The organism is Arsukibacterium sp. (assembly GCF_036735525.1).
GTDB lineage: Bacteria > Pseudomonadota > Gammaproteobacteria > Enterobacterales > Alteromonadaceae > Alishewanella.
Map to the genome: position 1 here is coordinate 25095 of NZ_DAINOE010000024.1, position 18385 is coordinate 43479.

An 18385-nucleotide genomic window follows, 5' to 3' on the forward strand; every position below is an offset into this window, starting at 1 on the left:
ATGTACTCACGTATTATAGGTACCGGGAGTTATTTCCCGGAGCAAGTCCGCAGCAACGCCGATCTGGAAACCATGGTCGAGACGACCGATGAATGGATTATTGAGCGTACCGGTATTAAAGAACGACGTATTATTGGCGAACATGAAACAGTAGCTACCATGGGTGCTGCAGCTTGTTTACAGGCTATCGACGCAGCCGGCATTGATAAAAATACCATTGATATGATTATCTGCGCCACAACCAGTGCCTCCCGCGCCTTACCCAGTGCGGCTTGTGAAATTCAACGCGAGCTGGAGATCCCGGCAATTCCGGCTTTTGATATTGCCGCCGCTTGCGCTGGTTTTTGTTATGGCTTAAGTGTCGCCGATCAATACATTAAAAGTGGTATGGCTAAGCGCATTCTGGTGGTGGGCTCAGATTGTTTGTCGCAATTGGTCAGCCCGGAAGATCGCTCTATGGTGATCTTATTTGGTGATGCTGCCGGTGCGGTATTAATCGAAGCTTCTGAACAACCCGGCATTCTGTCTACTCATATTCATGCCGACGGTAAATATTCTGAACTCTTGTATGTCGACAACCCCATCCGTGGCAATGAAAGCTCAGTGCATTCGTCTTGGGGAAGCATGAAAGGCAATGATGTATTTAAAGTGGCCGTCAATAAGTTATCTCAGGTAGTAGAGCAAACGCTGACGGCTAACAATATGGACAAATCTGAAATTGACTGGCTAGTGCCGCATCAGGCTAATTTACGGATTATTTCAGCGGTAGCCCGCAAGCTCGATATGTCGATGGATCAGGTGGTGATTAACCTTGACCGTTACGGTAATACCTCAGCCGCTACCGTTCCTACCGCACTGGATGAAGCCATTCGTGATGGCCGTATTCAGCGGGGTCAAACCTTATTGCTGGAAGCCTTTGGTGGTGGTTTTGCCTGGGCATCAGCACTGGTTCGCTATTAACGTTAATCCTTGTACTTAACGTATTTATTTTTCTGGCTGGTTTACTCCAGCCGGGTTAAATCGCAGGACAAAAAATGACTAAAAAACTTGCTATTGTATTCCCTGGGCAGGGCTCACAAAGTGTCGGCATGCTGGCTGATTTATATCAGCAGCATGCGGTAGTGCAACAGACCTTTACAGAGGCTTCTGCCGCTTTGGGCTATGATTTATGGCAGTTAATTGCCAATGGCCCTGAAGCCTCATTGAACGAAACCCATCGCACTCAGCCTGCTTTACTGACCGCTTCTGTAGCGGTATGGCGGTTATGGCAACAACAGCAAGCCGCTACGCCAGCGTATTTTGCCGGTCATTCCTTAGGTGAGTATTCGGCTCTGGTCTGTGCCGGTGTGCTGTCACTGGCTGACGCGGTCAAGCTGGTTGAAAAACGCGGTCAGTACATGCAACAGGCAGTACCCGCAGGTGTTGGTGCTATGTCAGCCATTATTGGCCTGGACGATGCGGCTATTGCCAAAGCCTGTGTTGATGCTGCTCAGGGTGAAGTGGTCTCGCCGGTTAATTATAATTCTCCCGGTCAGGTGGTCATTGCCGGTCATAAAGAGGCGGTGGCCCGTGCCGGTGAGCTGTGTAAAGCTGCGGGCGCTAAACGTGCCTTACCTTTGCCGGTCAGTGTCCCTTCGCATTGTGAACTGATGCGCCCGGCAGCACAGCTACTGGCAGCTGATTTAGCCCGGTTACCCTTTAATACTGCCGTCATACCGGTAGTGAATAATGTGGATGTGGTTGCAGCAGCTGAGGCCGATGCCATTAAAGATGCGCTGATCCGCCAGTTATACAGCCCGGTTCGCTGGACAGAAACGATTGAGTTTTTAGCTGCACAGGGCGTGACTGAGGTTATTGAACTGGGTGCAGGCAAGGTATTAAGCGGTTTGATTAAGCGTATTAATAAAGAATTGAATACGTATTCTGTTAATGATGGCGCCTCACTGGACAGTGCTCTGGCTGGCGTATAAAGGATTTGCTATGACACCATTTATATCGTTAGAAGGTAAAGTTGCGCTGGTCACCGGCGCTAGCCGGGGGATTGGCCGGGCTATTGCGGAGCAATTGGCTCAGCTGGATGCTAAAGTAGTAGGAACCGCGACCAGCGAGTCGGGTGCCAAAGCGATCAGTGAATATTTGGGTGACAAAGGCGTTGGCCTGGTATTGAATGTCACTGACACCGCGTCAATTGAACAATGTTTAGCCGATATTAAAAACCAGTTTGGTGAAATCGATATTTTAGTGAATAATGCCGGTATTACCCGTGATAATTTACTGATGCGGATGAAAGATGACGAATGGTTCGATATCATTCAAACTAATCTGACTTCGGTTTACCGCTTAAGTAAAGCGGTATTACGTGGCATGATGAAACAGCGTTTTGGCCGGATCATCAGTGTTGGCTCGGTCGTGGGCTCTATGGGCAACGCCGGCCAGACCAATTATGCTGCGGCTAAAGCCGGGGTATTAGGTTTTACCAAGTCACTGGCGAAAGAAGTGGCTTCTCGTGGTATTACGGTAAATGCGATAGCACCGGGTTTTATCGATACTGATATGACCAAAGATTTATCGGACGAACAAAAACAAGCAATTTTTTCTCAGGTTCCGGCTAACCGCCTGGGACAACCAGATGAAATTGCAGCGACTGTAGCTTTCCTGGCTTCTGCACAGGCAGCCTATATTACCGGTGAAACTATTCACGTTAACGGCGGTATGTATATGGTGTAAGCTTAGCAGGTTTGACCAGCAAAAAATGCTGATCTGATGACTTGCAACAACCTAAGCTTGCGCATAAACTAGCGCCACACAAAATTGCACGAACTGTTGCGATTTATATGAGAAAAAGGAAGAAAAGATGAGCAACATCGAAGAACGCGTTAAGAAAATCATCATTGAGCAACTGGGTGTTAAAGAAGACGAAGTGAAAAACGAAGCGTCTTTCGTTGACGACCTGGGTGCGGATTCACTGGATACCGTTGAATTAGTGATGGCGTTAGAAGAAGAATTCGATACTGAAATTCCTGACGAAGAAGCTGAAAAAATTACTACCGTTCAGTCTGCGATTGATTATATCAACGCTCACGCGGAATAAGCTGACAGCTTTAAAAACGGGTAGCGCAGCTACCCGTTTTCGTTTAAAGCCTAAAATAAATTTGTGAAGATGGAGGACTCGGTGGCTAAACGTCGTGTCGTGGTAACCGGTTTAGGAATGTTAACGCCATTGGGCAATGATGTCGCATCCAGCTGGCAGGAGTTGCAGCAGGCAAAAAGCGGGATCGGCTTTATTGAGCATTTTGATACCAGTGCTTACACCACCAAATTTGCCGGTCTGGTTAAAGACTTTGATGTAGAACCGTTTTTTCCGGCGAAAGACGCCAAAAAAATGGATTTGTTTATTCAATACGGCGTCGCAGCCGGTATTCAGGCGTTTCGTGACTCGGGTATAGAGATCACCGCTGAAAATGCCCCGCGTATTGGTGCGGCCATTGGCTCAGGCATTGGTGGCCTGGGGCTGATTGAAGAAAACCACATCAAGATGTTAAACAGCGGCCCTAAGCGGCTGTCTCCGTTTTTTGTGCCTTCTACCATAATCAATATGATAGCAGGCCAGTTATCGATTATTTTAGGCTTGCAAGGCCCTAATATCAGTATTGTTACTGCCTGTACCACAGGGGTGCACAATATTGGTCAGGCGGCGCGGATGATAGCCTATGGTGATGCCGACGTGATGGTGGCCGGCGGGGCAGAAAAAGCCTCAACGGCGATGGGTATGGGCGGCTTTGGTGCTGCCCGGGCTTTATCTACCCGTAATGATGCGCCACAGCAAGCCAGCCGCCCCTGGGATAAAGACCGTGATGGTTTTGTACTGGGTGATGGTGCCGGTGTCATGGTCATTGAAGAATACGAGCATGCGAAAGCGCGCGGTGCCAAAATCTATGCAGAACTGGTCGGTTTTGGTATGAGCGGCGATGCCTATCATATGACCTCTCCTCCAGAGAACGGCGCTGGTGCAGCTTTGGCTATGAAGAATGCTCTTAAAGATGCTGGCGTTAACCCGGAGCAGGTGCAGTATATTAATGCGCACGGTACCTCAACACCGGCCGGTGATATTGCGGAAACCATGGCGATTAAGTCAGTGTTTAGCAACAATCTGGATAAGCTGATGGTCAGCTCGTCGAAATCGATGATTGGTCATTTGTTAGGTGCCGCCGGTTCAGTAGAGTCGATCATTACCGTGTTATCGCTGCAGGATCAGCTGGTAACGCCGACCATTAACCTGGATAACCCCAGCGAAGGCTGTGATTTGGACTATGTGCCGCATGAAGCACGCCAGGCCAAACTCGAGTATGCGCTGTGTAACTCCTTCGGTTTTGGTGGTACTAACGGCTCGATCTTATTTAAAAAGATATAACTTCAACAAAAACAAAGGCTACTTCAGGTAGCCTTTGTTTTAGCTGCTATTTAAGGCATACTCAGCCTTATTTGCTAAACAGTACCCGCTTGTGCCCAAACACGCTATACAGATTATTCCAGCCGATGCTACCGGCCAGATCAGCGCTAACGATCGCAGCTTTAACTACGGCGATGCCGTCTTTACCACTATAGCTGTTCGTGCTGGTGTGGCTCAGCTATGGCCTTTGCATCTGGCGCGCTTACAATGCTCGGTGCGGCAGTTAGGCTTTGCTGAACCGGATTGGCTAGCGCTTGAGCAGGCAGTAAATAGTCTGGTGACAGCCGCGGACAACGTCATTAAAGTGGTGATATCCCGTGGCCTGGGGGGCAGGGGTTATAGTCCCGATCCGTCGATGCGCAGTCAGGTGTATATCAGTCAGGCACACATGCCGGATTATCAGCAGTGGAAGCAACAAGGGGTGCGGCTCAAGCTGGCTGAGCTGCGTTTATCGGTGCAGCCACGCTTAGCCGGTTTAAAACATAATAACCGGCTGGAGCAGGTGTTATTAAAACAAGAGCTGGCGCTAGCCGATACCGATGAGCTGCTGGTAGCTGATCAACAAGGTTTTATTACCGAAGCGACGGCATCCAATGTGTTTATTTATTGGCAGGGCCGTTGGCAAACGCCGATGTTAGACCGCGCTGGCGTCGCAGGGGTGATGCGCCAGCAATTGTTAACTTGCCGGCCGGAGATAGTGCAAGCAGATTGCCCGCTTAGTGCATTGCCAGAGATAGAAGCGATGGTGTTGACCAATGCATTGATGCAAGCGGTGCCGGTCAGAGAACTCGCTGGCCGGCCGCTTAATCTGGTATTAGCAAGGCAACTACAACATGGGTTGTTATGTTAAAAAAACTACTTTTACTGTTGCTGTTATTCATGCTTGGCGCCTGGTTAGCCTGGCAGCAGGCTGAGCAACGGTTAACACAGGCGCAGCTCACTTTTACCGAGCCGCTGTTTGAGCTTACTGCCGGGCGCAGTGCACAAAGTTTATGCCGGCAATGGCAACGTGAGCAGCAATTGGCGGCTGCCGATTGCCTGTTGCTGCGCGGCTATTTAAAATTTTACCCACAGCTGAGTCAGTTACAGCAAGGGGTATACCGTTTGCCAGCACAAGCCTCACTGCTTCAGGTGCTGCAGTTGTTTCGACAAGGCCAGGTTGCGCAGTTCAGTATTACCTTTATTGAAGGGGAAACACTACAGCAGAGCCTGGATCGTGTAGCGCAACAACCCTATTTACAGCAGGATATCACTGCGCCAGAGCAGTTAGCCGCGTTATTGCAGTGGCCGTCAGACTGGGGGCCGGCACATTATGATGTTGCAGCAGATAGCAGTAATAGTGCCTTTAGCAGTTGGCAACGCTTAGAGGGGCGGATATTTCCAGATACCTACTTTTTTACGGCCAATACCCGTGCCAGCGTATTATTAAGCCGGGCACATCAGGCGTTACTGCAGCGGCTGGAGCAGCTATGGCAGCAGCGCGATCCACTGTTACCGCTGCAAAACAAATATCAGCTGCTGATCATGGCGTCTCTGATTGAAAAAGAAAGTGGTCATGACGCAGAGAAAGGCCTGATAAGCTCGGTGTTTGTGAATCGCTTAAACAGCAATATGCGCCTGCAAACCGATCCGACAGTAATTTATGGTTTAACCGATTACAGCGGCCGGATAACCCGGGCTAATTTGAATAATCCGCATCCTTATAATACTTACCGCCATCATGGCTTGCCACCTGGCCCTATTTCACTAGTCGGTGCCAGCTCGATAAGAGCCGCCGCACAGCCAGATGTCAGTGACTATTATTATTTTGTCAGCCGCGGCGATGGCTCACATCATTTTTCAACGACATTGCAGCAACACAATGCGGCAGTAAGGAAGTATATTCTTGGACAAACACAGTAATGCCGGTAAGTTTATTGTAGTTGAAGGGCTGGAAGGCGCGGGAAAAAGCAGTGCCATTGCTACAATTAAACAGTGGTTAGAGCAACAAGGCGCCAGTGTCGTCTGCACACGTGAGCCCGGTGGCACCCCTTTAGCAGAAAAGCTCAGAACGTTGGTAAAACAAGTTGATGCCAGCGAGCAGCTGGCTGCTGAAACCGAATTATTATTAATGTATGCCGCGCGGGTGCAATTGGTAAGCAATGTGATCCGCCCGGCACTATCAAATGGCCACTGGGTATTAGCCGACAGACATGACTTATCTTCGCGTGCTTATCAGGGCGGCGGCAGGCAACTGGATGATAAACTGATAGATGCCATCCGACTGGCCGTATTAGGCGACACCAGACCCGATTTCACCCTGTATTTGGATATTGACCCGGCGCTGGGCTTAGCCCGGGCGGCGCAGCGTGGTGAATTGGATAGAATTGAACAAGAGCAACTGGCGTTTTTTCAACGCACGCGCTTACGTTATCAGCAATTAGCGGCGACGGAACCTGCTATCGTGACCATAGATGCCTCACAGCCATTGCCACAAGTGCAGGCAGCTATTTTACAAGCGTTAGACAAAGCATTAGCGGCAGGCCAGTTGTAATGACTGAACCCGGAGCAGATGACTGCAGCATACAAAGCTGCTATTGGCTGGAGGCGCCTTTAGGGCAGCTAACCTCTTTAGCACAAAGCCAGAGCCTGGCGCATGCGATACTGCTGAGCGGCCCGGCTGGTGTGGGCAAGGCACGGCTAGCCATGGCACTGGCGCAGTTTTTGTTATGTAAAACACCCCATGGCAATAAGGCTTGTGGCCAGTGTAAAAGCTGCTTATTACGCCTGGCGGGTAATCATCCTGATTTGCGTCAGCTCAGGGCAACGAATGGCACTAGTATTGGGGTGGATGATATACGTGCGCTGACCGAGTTTACCCAGGGTACAGCGCAACAAGCTGGCGCCAGAGTGATACTGTTAGCTGACTGCGAAAAAATGACCGAAGCGGCCGCCAATGCCTTGCTCAAGACCCTGGAAGAGCCCCCCGCTGGCTGCTACTTATTATTGCTTAGTGCTGCACCTACGCAGTTAAAGCCAACCATTTTAAGCCGCTGCCAGCAATGGCGCATAGCGCCTTTAACGGAGCCAGCACTACAAGCCTGGTTGCAGCAAACCACTGATAAAACCTTACCTGACTGGCTGGGGGCTTATAGTGGCGGAGCGCCGCTCAGAGCCCTGCAGTTAGTGCAATCTGGTCAGCTGGAAACCATTATCCAGCAGTTTAGCCAGTTACAGGCCTATATCAACGGGGAGCTAAGCTTGCCAGAATTGCTGAAAACGCTGGAAAAAGCTGAAAATCTTACTAGCATCTTTGGATTGCTGGTACAGCAACAGCTTAACAATGGACGGGTTGCCGGGCAGTTTGAACGGCAACAAGCATTAATTCAGCGCTACCAGCAATGGTGTCGTGACGAGAAACAGATTTTAGGGCAAAATAAAGCTCTTATGTTATCGGCTTGGTTGGTAAAACTGCGCCAGTTGCTAGCAACTGCAGGAGGCTAAATGGAAGAGCTGTCTATCGGATTTAGTGATAATAAAGAACTCTATCGCTGTTATATGCCATTTTTAAAAACCGGCGGTTTGTTTGTCCGTACCGCGAGGCACTATAAGATGGGGCAAAGTTTGGCGTTAAGTGTCACCTTGCCTGACTCTTTGGAGCCAATGCTGGTATCGGGCAAAGTGGCCTGGATTGCGCCTTTGGGTGCGCAAAGTGCTAACCCGGCAGGTATTGGTTTAGCCTTTATTGACGATAAAAATGGCCTTGTGTCTAAAATTGAAAAACTGCTGGGTGGTATGCAAAATTCCACCGAGCCTACGCATACCATGTAGTAGAGTGTGGCTGATTAGCTAACTAGTGTAGTCACTGAGAATAAGAGGTTAGGGTGTTCGTTGATTCGCATTGTCATTTAGACCGGCTGGAACTGGATAAATTGGGGTTAACCCTGCCACAGGTGTTAGACAACGCCTTTGCTCAGCAGATTGAACACCTGTTATGTGTGTCGGTAAGTCTGGCCGAATTTACCGAGATGGCAGCGCTGGTTGCTCCTTACCCGCAGGTGTCAGTGTCTTGTGGAGAGCATCCGTTGCACCAGCAAGGCGTGGTAGACGCCGAGCAATTACTCAGTCTGTGTCAGCGCGCGGATGTGGTGGCCGTGGGCGAAACCGGGCTGGACTATTTTTATGCGCCTGAGTCAAAACTGGCGCAACAAGCTGCTTTTGTCGGCCACATAGAGGTGGCACGTCAGGTCAATAAACCTGTTATTATTCATACCCGTGATGCCCGCGCTGATACCATTGCCCTGATGAAAGCGCATCAGGCTCAGGACGCTGGCGGCGTGCTGCATTGCTTTACTGAAAACTATGAAATGGCCAAAGCCGCTCTGGATTTAGGCTTTTATATTTCTATTTCCGGCATTATGACTTTTCGCAATGCCGATGAATTACGTGCTGTAGTGAAAAAACTGCCGCTTGATCGTTTGTTAATTGAAACCGACGCACCTTACTTAGCGCCGGTGCCGTTCAGGGGCAAAACCAACCAACCGGCTTATGTTACAGCGGTGGCTAAAGCCATCAGCGAGCTTAGATCACTGCCTTTAGCACAGTTGGCAACGCAAACCACGGATAATTTTTACCGCTTGTTCAGCCGCTGCCCTCGTACTGTAATTAATTGATTTATAGATAAAAGAAGCCCAGAACCAATCCGAATTGTTCTGGGCCTAGGGGAATGGCTCATAGGGAATGAGCCGTGCGCTATCGAAAAACAGGATTTACTAAAGGTAAGATGAAGTGTAGCTAAAGATTGTTATTTTGCGATCTGCTTACTGCGAATTGCCACCGCTTATATCGACAATTCTATCCCGGCTTTTCCCCAGTTTATACCCACTTTATGCCCAGCTTATCCCCAGAACGGCCGTAAAGTCGGCATTATTTCAGGCTTTGCGCATATTTGCATAATCACAGCTATTATAATTTTGTTAACTTTGCACGACGTTTTATATATAAAAAAAGTCTAAAAAAAATTTTATATCTGTGTTGCAGTTGGCCGCTCCTACCAGCTGGCTTTAGCGCAACTTTAGTCTTATATGTCGACAATGTTATCTGTTTTAGCTTGACTAAAGCTAAATTTAAGCTTAAAAAAGGCTTATTGAAAATTAATGTCGACAATCCATGTCACTGAAGCCATTTCAACCTCACCCTGCTTTGCGGCAACCTGTCACCGCTGCCGATCGGGTTTTACAGGAAATTCAGCGCGCTATCGTTGAAGGGGATATTGCTGCCGGCAGTAAAATCAGTGAGCCCGAGTTGGCGCGGCGTTTTGACTTAAGCCGGGCGCCTCTGCGTGAAGCCTTAGCCCGGCTGGAGCGTTGCCACCTGATTGAACGCATTCCTAACGCCGGTGCCCGCGTGGTGAAATTGTCGACAACCGGCTTACTGGCCTTGTACCAGTTGCGTGAAAACCTGGAGGGTTTGGCCTGTAAATTAGCCGCCGAACATATGACTGACGAGGAAATTGCTGAAGTGCGGCAATTACTGGATCAGCATCTTAATTCACAACGGGTGCGCGAGGGCGAAAGTTATTACCAGGAAGCCGGCGATCTGGATTTTCATTACCGGGTGATTTTAGGTAGTAAAAATAGTTATTTAATCAATATTTTATGTGATGAGCTTTATTACCTGGTACGGATGTACCGGGTGCAGCTGGGGATGAACGGGCCACGGGTGTCGCGTGCGTTTGACGAGCATAAAGCTATTATTAATGCCATTGCCAACCGTGACGGTGAGCTGGCCGACTTACTTATGCGCCGCCATATAGCTGCATCGCGGCGTAACATCGAACTTCAACTTGAACAAATGGGAACCTGATATGGCAAACACACTTACCGCCGGTGCCAAATTTCGCGCCGCTATTACTGCAAACCAACCGTTACAGATAGTGGGCACTGTTAATGCTTACACGGCCATGATGGCTGAGCGTTGTGGTCATCAGGCTATTTATTTATCTGGTGCCGGTGTGGCGAATGCCTCTTTTGGTTTGCCGGATTTAGGCATGACCTCGCTAAACGATGTCTGCGAAGACATCCGCCGTATTACCGGGGCCAGCAGTGTACCGTTGTTAGTAGATGCCGATACGGGCTGGGGTGGGGCTTTTAATATTGCCCGTACCGTTAAAGAAATGAGCCGTGCCGGGGCTGCCGGTTTTCATATTGAAGATCAGGTGGCGCAAAAGCGCTGTGGCCACCGCCCAAACAAAGAAATCGTGTCGTTAAATGAAATGGTTGACCGGGTAAAAGCCAGTGTTGATGCCCGTACCGATGAAAGCTTTTTTATTATGGCGCGCACTGATGCCTTAGCACAGCAAGGCTTAGAAGCGGCAATGGAGCGGGCACTGGCTTGTGAAGCTGCCGGTGCTGATGCCATTTTCGCCGAAGCGGTGCATACGCTGGAGCAGTATCAGGCCTTTACTCAGGTATTAAAGGTGCCGGTACTAGCCAATATTACCGAGTTTGGCCAAACGCCACTATTTAATAAAGCCGAGCTGGCCAGTGTTGGGGTGGCGATGGTGCTGTATCCGCTCAGTGCCTTTAGGGCAATGAATAAGGCCGCGTTGAATGTATATCAATCTATTCTGGACAATGGCGATCAGAAAGCCGTGGTCGATAGCATGCAAACCCGGGCTGAGTTATACGACTTTTTGAATTATCACAGCTTTGAGCAAAAACTGGATGCGCTGTTTACTGACGGCAAAAACAAATAAGCCGCTCTTTATCACAGAACAGTATTGCAACTAACAGACGAATTTTACGAATCAACAGATCAGGGAGCAACACCATGGCAAATGCAAAACAACTCACCGGTGCCGGCCTGCGCGGCCAGGTAGCAGGCAAAACGGCCTTATCCACTGTGGGTAAAACCGGTTCGGGCTTAACCTATAGAGGTTACGATGTGAAAGACTTAGCCGCCCAGTGTGAATTTGACGAAGTGGCCTATCTGATTTTAAAAGGTGAATTGCCTACCGCATCTGAGCTGAGTGCCTACAAAACCAAATTGAAAAGCCTGCGCAGCTTGCCGCAGCCATTAAAAGATGTGTTAGAGCGTATTCCTGCCTCTGCTCACCCGATGGATGTGATGCGTACCGGCTGCTCTATGCTGGGTAACCTGGAAACCGAGCACAGCTTTGCTGAGCAACAAGATGCCACAGACCGCATGCTGGCGTTGTTTCCGGGCATGGTGAACTATTGGTACAACTACAGTCACCACAATAAGCGGGTAGAGGTTGAAACCGAGGCGAACTCAACCGCTGAGCAGTTTTTGTGGACCTTGCATGGCGAAAAGCCCAGTGCACTGCATGTACAGGTGATGGAAGCCTCACTGATTTTATACGCTGAGCATGAGTTTAATGCCTCTACCTTTACTGCCCGGGTTTGTGCCTCTACCCTGAGTGATATGCATTCTTGTGTTACCGGTGCCATTGGCTCACTGCGCGGCCCGCTGCACGGCGGTGCTAATGAAGCAGCGATGGAATTAATTGAAAACATGCAAAACCCGGATGATGCCGAGCAAAAATTGCTGGGTATGCTGCAGCGCAAAGAAAAAATCATGGGCTTTGGCCATGCGGTCTATTCTGAGTCAGATCCGCGTAACGCAGTGATTAAAGCCTGGTCTGAAAAGTTAGCAAAAGCCAATGGCGACACCCGTTTATATGATGTGTCTGAGCGCTGTGAAGCGGTAATGTGGCGCGAGAAGAAGCTGTTTTGTAATGCCGACTTCTTTCATGCTTCTGCTTATAACTACATGGGTATTCCAACCAAGTTGTTTACGCCGATTTTTGTCTGTAGCCGCTTAACTGGCTGGGCTGCGCATGTGATGGAGCAGCGTGCAGATAACCGTATTATCCGGCCTAGTGCAGATTACGTGGGTGTGGAGCCGCGGAGTGTTAAGCCGATTGGCGAGCGGTAAGACATTGCCGAAGTTAAATCTTAGGTTACACCTAAGGTGATAAAGCCAAACCGGTTTGGCCTAAGCCAACCGTTGCAGCCCTGGATGGGCGGAATCGAGCCCCCATGGATGGGTTTACGGCGTGTTGGTGTGGTCAAACCGGTTTGAGCGTAAATCCGATATGCCGGCACAATCAAGACAGACAGGTAACTAAAATGAACAGTGACTATCGTAAAAAACTGCCCGGCACCAACCTGGAGTATTTTGATACTCAGGCCGCCGTGGATGCCATAGAGCCAGGTGCCTATGCCAAACTGCCTTACACCTCAAGAGTGCATGCTGAAAACTTAGTGCGCCGTTGCGACCCGGCGATGTTAACCGATGCCTTAAAGCAGCTGATTTACCGCAAGCGCGATCTAGATTTTCCGTGGTACCCGGCCCGCGTAGTGTGTCATGACATCTTAGGCCAGACCGCATTAGTCGATTTAGCCGGCCTGCGTGATGCCATTGCCGAAAAAGGCGGCGATCCGGCCAAGGTCAACCCCGTAGTGCCTACCCAGCTGATTGTCGACCACTCACTGGCGGTAGAGCATGCTGGTTTTGACCCCGATGCCTTTGATAAAAACCGCGCTATTGAAGACAGGCGCAATGACGATCGCTTCCACTTTATTAACTGGACCAAAAAAGCCTTTAAAAATGTCGATGTGATCCCTCCGGGTAACGGCATTATGCACCAGATTAACTTAGAGCGGATGTCGCCGGTGATCCATGCTAAAGACGGTGTGGCATTCCCGGATACTTTGGTAGGTACCGACAGCCATACGCCGCACGTTGATGCGCTGGGCGTCATTGCCATTGGTGTCGGCGGCTTAGAAGCCGAAAGCGTGATGCTGGGCCGTGCCAGCTGGATGCGCCTGCCCGATATTATTGGCGTTGAGCTGACCGGCAAAGCGCAGCCTGGCATTATGGCGACCGATATCGTGTTGGCGTTAACTGAGTTTTTGCGCAAAGAAAAAGTGGTGTCTGCCTATCTGGAGTTTTATGGTGAGGGTGCCGATAGCCTGAGTTTGGGTGACCGAGCCACTATATCTAATATGACACCAGAATACGGTGCTACCGCAGCGATGTTTTCGATTGATCAGCAAACGCTGGACTATTTAACCCTGACTGGCCGCGAGCCGGCTCAGGTTAAACTGGTAGAAACCTATGCGAAAACCGCCGGGCTTTGGTCTGACAGCTTAAAAACGGCTGAGTACGAGCGCGTGTTACGTTTTGATTTATCCAGTGTTGGCCGCACTATGGCGGGCCCGTCGAATCCGCATGCCCGCTTGTCTACCAGCGATCTAACCGCCAAAGGCATTGCCGGCAAATATGACATTGAAGCGGGCAAGATGCCCGATGGCGCGGTGATTATCGCCGCTATTACCAGCTGTACTAATACCTCTAACCCGCGCAATGTGATCGCGGCTGCGTTATTGGCGCGTAATGCCAATAAGCTGGGTTTAAGCCGCAAACCCTGGGTAAAAACCTCGCTGGCGCCAGGCTCTAAAGCGGTGCAGTTGTATTTAGAAGAGGGCAATTTACTGTCTGAGCTGGAGCAATTAGGCTTTGGCATTGTCGGTTTTGCCTGTACCACCTGTAATGGCATGAGCGGCGCCCTGGATCCGGTGATCCAACAAGAAGTGATTGAGCGCGACCTTTACGCCACGGCGGTGTTGTCGGGTAACCGCAACTTTGACGGTCGTATCCACCCTTATGCCAAGCAGGCCTTTTTAGCCTCGCCTGCCTTAGTCGTGGCTTACGCTATTGCCGGTACTATCCGTTTTGATATTGAAAAAGACGTACTGGGCTATCACGACGGCAAGGCCATTACCTTAAAGGATATCTGGCCGGATGATGCTGAAATTGATGCGGTAGTGGCGAAAAGCGTGAAACCCGAGCAGTTCCGTAAAGTGTACGAGCCGATGTTTGCAGTAGATGTGGACTATGGCGATAAAGTGACGCCGCTGTACGACTGGCGGCCACAAAGTACTTATATCCGCCGCCCGCCTTATTGGGAAGGGGCATTGGCCGGTGAGCGCAGCTTAACCGGCATGCGGCCGCTGGCGATATTACCCGACAACATTACTACCGACCATTTATCACCGTCGAACGCGATTATGCTCGACAGTGCCGCCGGTGAGTATTTGCATAAAATGGGCCTGCCGGAGGAAGATTTTAACTCTTACGCCACGCACCGCGGTGACCATTTAACGGCACAGCGTGCGACCTTTGCTAACCCTAAGCTGATTAACGAAATGGCGGTAGTGGATGGTAAGGTAAAACAAGGTTCATTAACCCGGCTGGAGCCAGAGAGTAAGGTCACCCGCATGTGGGAAGCCATTGAAACCTATATGCAGCGCATGCAGCCGTTGATTATTGTCGCCGGTGCGGATTATGGTCAGGGCTCGTCGCGGGACTGGGCAGCCAAGGGCGTACGTTTAGCCGGGGTTGAAGCCATTGTCGCTGAGGGCTTTGAGCGTATTCACCGCACTAACCTGGTGGGTATGGGGGTATTGCCGCTGGAGTTTATGCCGGGCACTAACCGTAACACCTTGCAGTTAGATGGCACTGAAATCTACGACGTGGTGGGTGAGCGCACGCCACGCAGTACCTTAACGCTGGTGATTCAGCGCACTAATGGCGAGAAGCTGGAAGTACCGGTGATGTGCCGCTTAGATACGGCAGAAGAGTTGTCGATTTATGAAGCCGGCGGTGTGCTGCAGCGTTTCGCGCAGGATTTTTTGCAGGGTGCGGTGTAACTGTTGAGGTGATTTTGTTTAGCTTCGGTTGCAACTCCCCGAAAAGCTCGCCACAGCAATTACGCTGGTCAATCCTGCCCATCGCCGGAGGCCAGCCAGAGGCTGTTCAAATTCGTTCCAGACGAATTTGTCACGTCGCTGCTGGCGCGCTCGTTCAGACACTCTGTGTCGACTTTTCGGGGGTTCCAACCTTCGCTATCAAGTTCAGCTTAAATCGGCTCGTACTCCACGCGATGAACATAAACTTCATTGGGTAACAACTATGACAGTTCCACAGATAAAAATCCCCGCCACCTATATGCGTGGCGGTAATACTGTTTATAGGAGACAGTTGCTCCTGCAACTTTCTCCTTTCGCTGCGGAAAAATGCGATTTTTCCTTGCTCGCAGGCACTGCCGTGCCTGGCGGTAGTTCCCTCTACCGCCGAGGTTCCGCTTATTTCGCTGTAGGAGGTTAAATGTTTGCACCACAAATTAAGATCCCTGCTACCTATATGCGTGGCGGAACCTCAAAAGGCGTGTTCTTTAAACTGGACGATCTACCCAAGGCTGCACAAGAGCCAGGCACAGCGCGAGACAACTTGCTGCTGCGGGTGATTGGCAGCCCCGATCCTTACGGCAAACATACCGATGGCATGGGCGGGGCAACGTCGAGCACCAGTAAAACGGTGATTTTAAGCAAAAGCAGCCAGGCCGATCACGATGTCGATTACCTGTTTGGTCAGGTGGCCATAGACAAGCCCTTTATTGACTGGAGCGGCAACTGCGGCAACTTAACGGCAGCGGTTGGCTCCTTTGCTATCAGTAATGGCCTGGTGGCTGCCGAGCGCATACCGCAAAACGGCATATGTACGGTGCGCATCTGGCAGGCCAATATCCATAAAACCATTATTGCCCATGTGCCGATAACCCATGGTGAGGTACAGGAAACCGGTGACTTTGAACTGGATGGTGTTACCTTTGCTGCCGCCGAAGTGGCCATTGAGTTTTTAAACCCGGCCGCTGATGCAGGCGAGGGTGGCGGCGCCATGTTCCCCACCGGAAATGTGGTTGATGAGTTAGAGGTGCCAGGCTTGGGCACCTTTAAAGCCACCTTAATTAACGCCGGCATCCCCACTATTTTTGTTAATGCCGCCGATATTGGTTATACCGGAACCGAGCTGCAAGACGCCATTAATGGCGATGCTGCAGCGCTGAGCCGCTTTGAAAGCATCCGTGCCTATGGCGCAGTTAAGATGGGCTTGATAAGCGACATCAGTGAAGCAGCCGCCCGGGCTCATACGCCAAAAGTGGCGTTTGTGGCGCCAGCGCAAAGCTATTTGTCGTCCAGCGGTAAAGCGGTAAATGCCAGTGAGATTGACTTGCTGGTTCGGGCCCTATCCATGGGGAAATTACACCATGCGATGATGGGCACGGCGGCAGTGGCCATTTGCACAGCTGCGGCGATACCCGGTACGCTGGTTAATTTAGCCGCCGGTGGTGTCGCACGCGAAGCGGTGCGCTTTGGTCATCCATCCGGCACTTTGTGTGTCGGCGCAGCAGCACAGCTACTCAATGGTGAGTGGACAGTGACCAAAGCCATTATGAGCCGCAGCGCGCGGGTACTAATGGAAGGTTGGGTACGGGTGCCGGGCGATTGTTTCTGATCTATGTTGTTCTGAGTAAAAAAGGCGCTGCGGCGCCTTTTTCATGTGAGTACTAAGAAAGTTCAGCTGTTTACGGTGAGTTTGGGTTGTATGGTTGCGCGTTGGCACTTGCTGTACACAAACTCTGGGGCAAGATCGACTCCCGCCTGCCATTCAATGGTATCAAAAGATACGAACGCTTGCTGAAATGCACCTGGTTCTTTGAGTCGTTTGAACACACCAAAATCAAGGTAAGGCTTCATATCTAAGATGCCATACTCGCCATTTGAAAACTCCACGGACAGCAGATAATTTTCAAAAGCGGTGACCTTTTTGACTGATGGCTGCATGTTTATTCCGTTTACTGCTGGTGGCTAAATTATAGCGAACTCTATCTGTTTTTACCTAAAACAACTGCGACAATGGGCTTTTCACACCACTGACGCCATGCTTCAGCACATGGGTATAAATTTGCGTGGTACGCACATCGCTATGGCCAAGCTGCTCTTGTACGGTGCGGATATCAGCACCCGCTTCCAGTAAGTGAGTGGCGAAGCTATGTCTTAAGGTGTGGCAGGTTACTTGCTTTTGAATTTTCGCCAGCTGTGCTGCCTGTTTAACCGCTTTACGAACTGTTGTTTCATCAATATGGTGGCGGCGCACTTTTTTGATTTCAGGATCAATACTAAGCTGGTTAGAGGGGAACAAGTATTGCCAACCTATTTCATTGGGTGCCGAGGGATATTTTCTGGCCAGAGCGTTTGGTAGCCAGACACCAGCATAGTCGGGTGCGATTTTGTCTCGTTGCCAGTAGTCATGCACCAGGTGACTTTGGCGACGAAGCAACGGCAGTAGTTCGGGTGCTAAGGTGACGCGGCGGTTTTTATTACCTTTTCCCTGCCAAATCATCAGTGATATATAGTCGTAATCGACATCTTTTACCCGCAACCTTACGGCTTCCATTAAGCGCAAACCACTACCATACAGTAGCTGAGTAATAAGCTTGTATTTGGGATCTACCGCCAATAGCAAACGTTGCATTTCTTCACGAGTAAGCACCACAGGTAATTTAGCAGCCACTTGAGACTTATTAAAATTCATCTCTAAAGACAGTTGTCTATTAACAATATGACGGTACAAAAAAACCAGAGCATTTAAAGCGGTAGCTTGGGTTTTAACGGCAACATTTCGGTTATTAGTTAAATAAGACAAAAACTGTTCTACTTCTGGCTCGGCCATTTCTGCTGGGTGTTTTTTAGCATGGTATAAAATGTAGAAGCGGATCCAGTATTCGTAAGTGTCAATTGTGCGCCTGGCATACCGGCGCGCTGTCATAAACTCACGGATAAAATTTAGAAACACAGAGGCCATAATACCCTCAACACTTTATCTGTTTATATATACAGTAGTTTGGTTTGAGTTTTTTTTCAACATCTCGCGGGCTTTAATCTTGTACTTTGCGGCAACAAAAAGTAGTACAAGAAAAAAATGCTTGATTTACATTAAGCTGTAAGAATAGACTCAGGTAATAAAAAAACTCAGAGGAAGTTCTGCCTGCAACTTGCGGGTACAGATCCTTTGAATAAGCTGTTA

Annotated in this window: 18 protein-coding genes; 16 read left to right on the forward strand and 2 right to left on the reverse strand. The window is 49.8% G+C overall.

From position 1 onward, the window contains the following. The 16 genes from V7D78_RS06780 to prpF all read left to right on the forward strand — a co-directional run bounded on the left by V7D78_RS06780 (position 1) and on the right by prpF (position 16813). Positions 1 to 960 carry a beta-ketoacyl-ACP synthase III gene (locus V7D78_RS06780; protein WP_333607682.1) on the forward strand — a complete coding sequence of 320 codons (960 nt, stop codon included), beginning with the start codon at positions 1 to 3 and terminating at the stop codon, positions 958 to 960. Between the two features lie 74 nt (positions 961 to 1034). Beyond that, entirely contained in the window at positions 1035 to 1970 is a 936-nt protein-coding gene (fabD, locus tag V7D78_RS06785; protein ID WP_333607683.1) for an ACP S-malonyltransferase, read from the forward strand. Positions 1971 to 1980: 10 nt separating this feature from the next. Next, positions 1981 to 2727 (forward strand): 3-oxoacyl-ACP reductase FabG, encoded by a 747-nt coding sequence (fabG, locus tag V7D78_RS06790; protein WP_333607684.1) that lies wholly within the window; start codon positions 1981 to 1983, stop codon positions 2725 to 2727. Between the two features lie 127 nt (positions 2728 to 2854). Beyond that, positions 2855 to 3091: an acyl carrier protein gene (gene acpP, locus V7D78_RS06795; protein ID WP_333607685.1), complete on the forward strand. Its 237-nt coding sequence runs from the start codon at positions 2855 to 2857 to the stop codon at positions 3089 to 3091. 81 nt (positions 3092 to 3172) lie between these two features. Continuing rightward, the gene (gene fabF, locus V7D78_RS06800; protein WP_333607686.1) at positions 3173 to 4411 is read left to right on the forward strand and encodes a beta-ketoacyl-ACP synthase II; all 1239 of its coding nucleotides are present in this window, start codon (positions 3173 to 3175) and stop codon (positions 4409 to 4411) included. A gap of 91 nt (positions 4412 to 4502) precedes the next feature. Then, positions 4503 to 5300, forward strand: a complete 798-nt coding sequence (gene pabC, locus V7D78_RS06805) for an aminodeoxychorismate lyase (protein WP_333607687.1) — start codon at positions 4503 to 4505, stop codon at positions 5298 to 5300. After that, on the forward strand, positions 5294 to 6352 hold the full coding sequence (gene mltG / locus V7D78_RS06810; protein ID WP_333607688.1) for an endolytic transglycosylase MltG: 1059 nt from the start codon (positions 5294 to 5296) through the stop codon (positions 6350 to 6352). The genes pabC and mltG overlap by 7 nt, the downstream gene beginning before the upstream one ends. Continuing rightward, positions 6336 to 6983 (forward strand): dTMP kinase, encoded by a 648-nt coding sequence (tmk, locus tag V7D78_RS06815; RefSeq protein WP_333607689.1) that lies wholly within the window; start codon positions 6336 to 6338, stop codon positions 6981 to 6983. Before mltG ends, tmk begins: the two co-directional genes overlap by 17 nt. Then, positions 6983 to 7933 (forward strand): DNA polymerase III subunit delta', encoded by a 951-nt coding sequence (gene holB, locus V7D78_RS06820; protein ID WP_333607690.1) that lies wholly within the window; start codon positions 6983 to 6985, stop codon positions 7931 to 7933. Before tmk ends, holB begins: the two co-directional genes overlap by 1 nt. Beyond that, positions 7934 to 8260, forward strand: coding sequence for a PilZ domain-containing protein (locus V7D78_RS06825; protein WP_333607691.1), 327 nt, complete (start codon positions 7934 to 7936; stop codon positions 8258 to 8260). Positions 8261 to 8313: 53 nt separating this feature from the next. Beyond that, complete coding sequence (locus V7D78_RS06830; protein ID WP_333607692.1) at positions 8314 to 9102, forward strand: TatD family hydrolase; 789 nt, start codon at positions 8314 to 8316, stop codon at positions 9100 to 9102. Positions 9103 to 9598: 496 nt separating this feature from the next. Further along, positions 9599 to 10294, forward strand: coding sequence for a GntR family transcriptional regulator (locus tag V7D78_RS06835; RefSeq protein ID WP_333607693.1), 696 nt, complete (start codon positions 9599 to 9601; stop codon positions 10292 to 10294). A gap of 1 nt (position 10295) precedes the next feature. Next, entirely contained in the window at positions 10296 to 11186 is an 891-nt protein-coding gene (prpB, locus tag V7D78_RS06840) for a methylisocitrate lyase (RefSeq protein ID WP_333607694.1), read from the forward strand. 74 nt (positions 11187 to 11260) lie between these two features. Beyond that, positions 11261 to 12388, forward strand: a complete 1128-nt coding sequence (gene prpC / locus V7D78_RS06845) for a bifunctional 2-methylcitrate synthase/citrate synthase (RefSeq protein ID WP_333607695.1) — start codon at positions 11261 to 11263, stop codon at positions 12386 to 12388. Positions 12389 to 12582: 194 nt separating this feature from the next. Further along, complete coding sequence (acnD, locus tag V7D78_RS06850; protein ID WP_333607696.1) at positions 12583 to 15168, forward strand: Fe/S-dependent 2-methylisocitrate dehydratase AcnD; 2586 nt, start codon at positions 12583 to 12585, stop codon at positions 15166 to 15168. Positions 15169 to 15625: 457 nt separating this feature from the next. Next, positions 15626 to 16813 (forward strand): 2-methylaconitate cis-trans isomerase PrpF, encoded by a 1188-nt coding sequence (gene prpF / locus V7D78_RS06855; RefSeq protein WP_333607697.1) that lies wholly within the window; start codon positions 15626 to 15628, stop codon positions 16811 to 16813. A 62-nt stretch (positions 16814 to 16875) separates the two neighbouring features. Here the strand turns inward: prpF and V7D78_RS06860 are convergent, their stop codons facing one another. Both V7D78_RS06860 and V7D78_RS06865 read right to left on the reverse strand, forming a co-directional pair. Further along, positions 16876 to 17142: a DUF2442 domain-containing protein gene (locus V7D78_RS06860; protein WP_333607698.1), complete on the reverse strand. Its 267-nt coding sequence runs from the start codon at positions 17140 to 17142 to the stop codon at positions 16876 to 16878. Between the two features lie 55 nt (positions 17143 to 17197). Then, a complete protein-coding gene (locus V7D78_RS06865; protein ID WP_333607699.1) occupies positions 17198 to 18163 on the reverse strand; it encodes an integron integrase in 966 nt (321 codons plus the stop codon). Positions 18164 to 18385 lie beyond the last annotated feature (222 nt).

Bases quoted from the DNA above. Each gene is read 5' to 3' on its own strand.
- V7D78_RS06780 (WP_333607682.1), top strand. From the start codon at position 1: ATGTACTCACGTATTATAGGTACCGGGAGTTATTTCCCGGAGCAAGTC.
- fabD (WP_333607683.1), top strand. From the start codon at position 1,035: ATGACTAAAAAACTTGCTATTGTATTCCCTGGGCAGGGCTCACAAAGT.
- fabG (WP_333607684.1), top strand. From the start codon at position 1,981: ATGACACCATTTATATCGTTAGAAGGTAAAGTTGCGCTGGTCACCGGC.
- acpP (WP_333607685.1), top strand. From the start codon at position 2,855: ATGAGCAACATCGAAGAACGCGTTAAGAAAATCATCATTGAGCAACTG.
- mltG (WP_333607688.1), top strand. From the start codon at position 5,294: ATGTTAAAAAAACTACTTTTACTGTTGCTGTTATTCATGCTTGGCGCC.
- holB (WP_333607690.1), top strand. From the start codon at position 6,983: ATGACTGAACCCGGAGCAGATGACTGCAGCATACAAAGCTGCTATTGG.
- V7D78_RS06825 (WP_333607691.1), top strand. From the start codon at position 7,934: ATGGAAGAGCTGTCTATCGGATTTAGTGATAATAAAGAACTCTATCGC.
- V7D78_RS06835 (WP_333607693.1), top strand. From the start codon at position 9,599: ATGTCACTGAAGCCATTTCAACCTCACCCTGCTTTGCGGCAACCTGTC.
- prpB (WP_333607694.1), top strand. From the start codon at position 10,296: ATGGCAAACACACTTACCGCCGGTGCCAAATTTCGCGCCGCTATTACT.
- prpC (WP_333607695.1), top strand. From the start codon at position 11,261: ATGGCAAATGCAAAACAACTCACCGGTGCCGGCCTGCGCGGCCAGGTA.
- acnD (WP_333607696.1), top strand. From the start codon at position 12,583: ATGAACAGTGACTATCGTAAAAAACTGCCCGGCACCAACCTGGAGTAT.
- prpF (WP_333607697.1), top strand. From the start codon at position 15,626: ATGTTTGCACCACAAATTAAGATCCCTGCTACCTATATGCGTGGCGGA.
- V7D78_RS06860 (WP_333607698.1), bottom strand. From the start codon at position 17,142: ATGCAGCCATCAGTCAAAAAGGTCACCGCTTTTGAAAATTATCTGCTG.
- V7D78_RS06865 (WP_333607699.1), bottom strand. From the start codon at position 18,163: ATGGCCTCTGTGTTTCTAAATTTTATCCGTGAGTTTATGACAGCGCGC.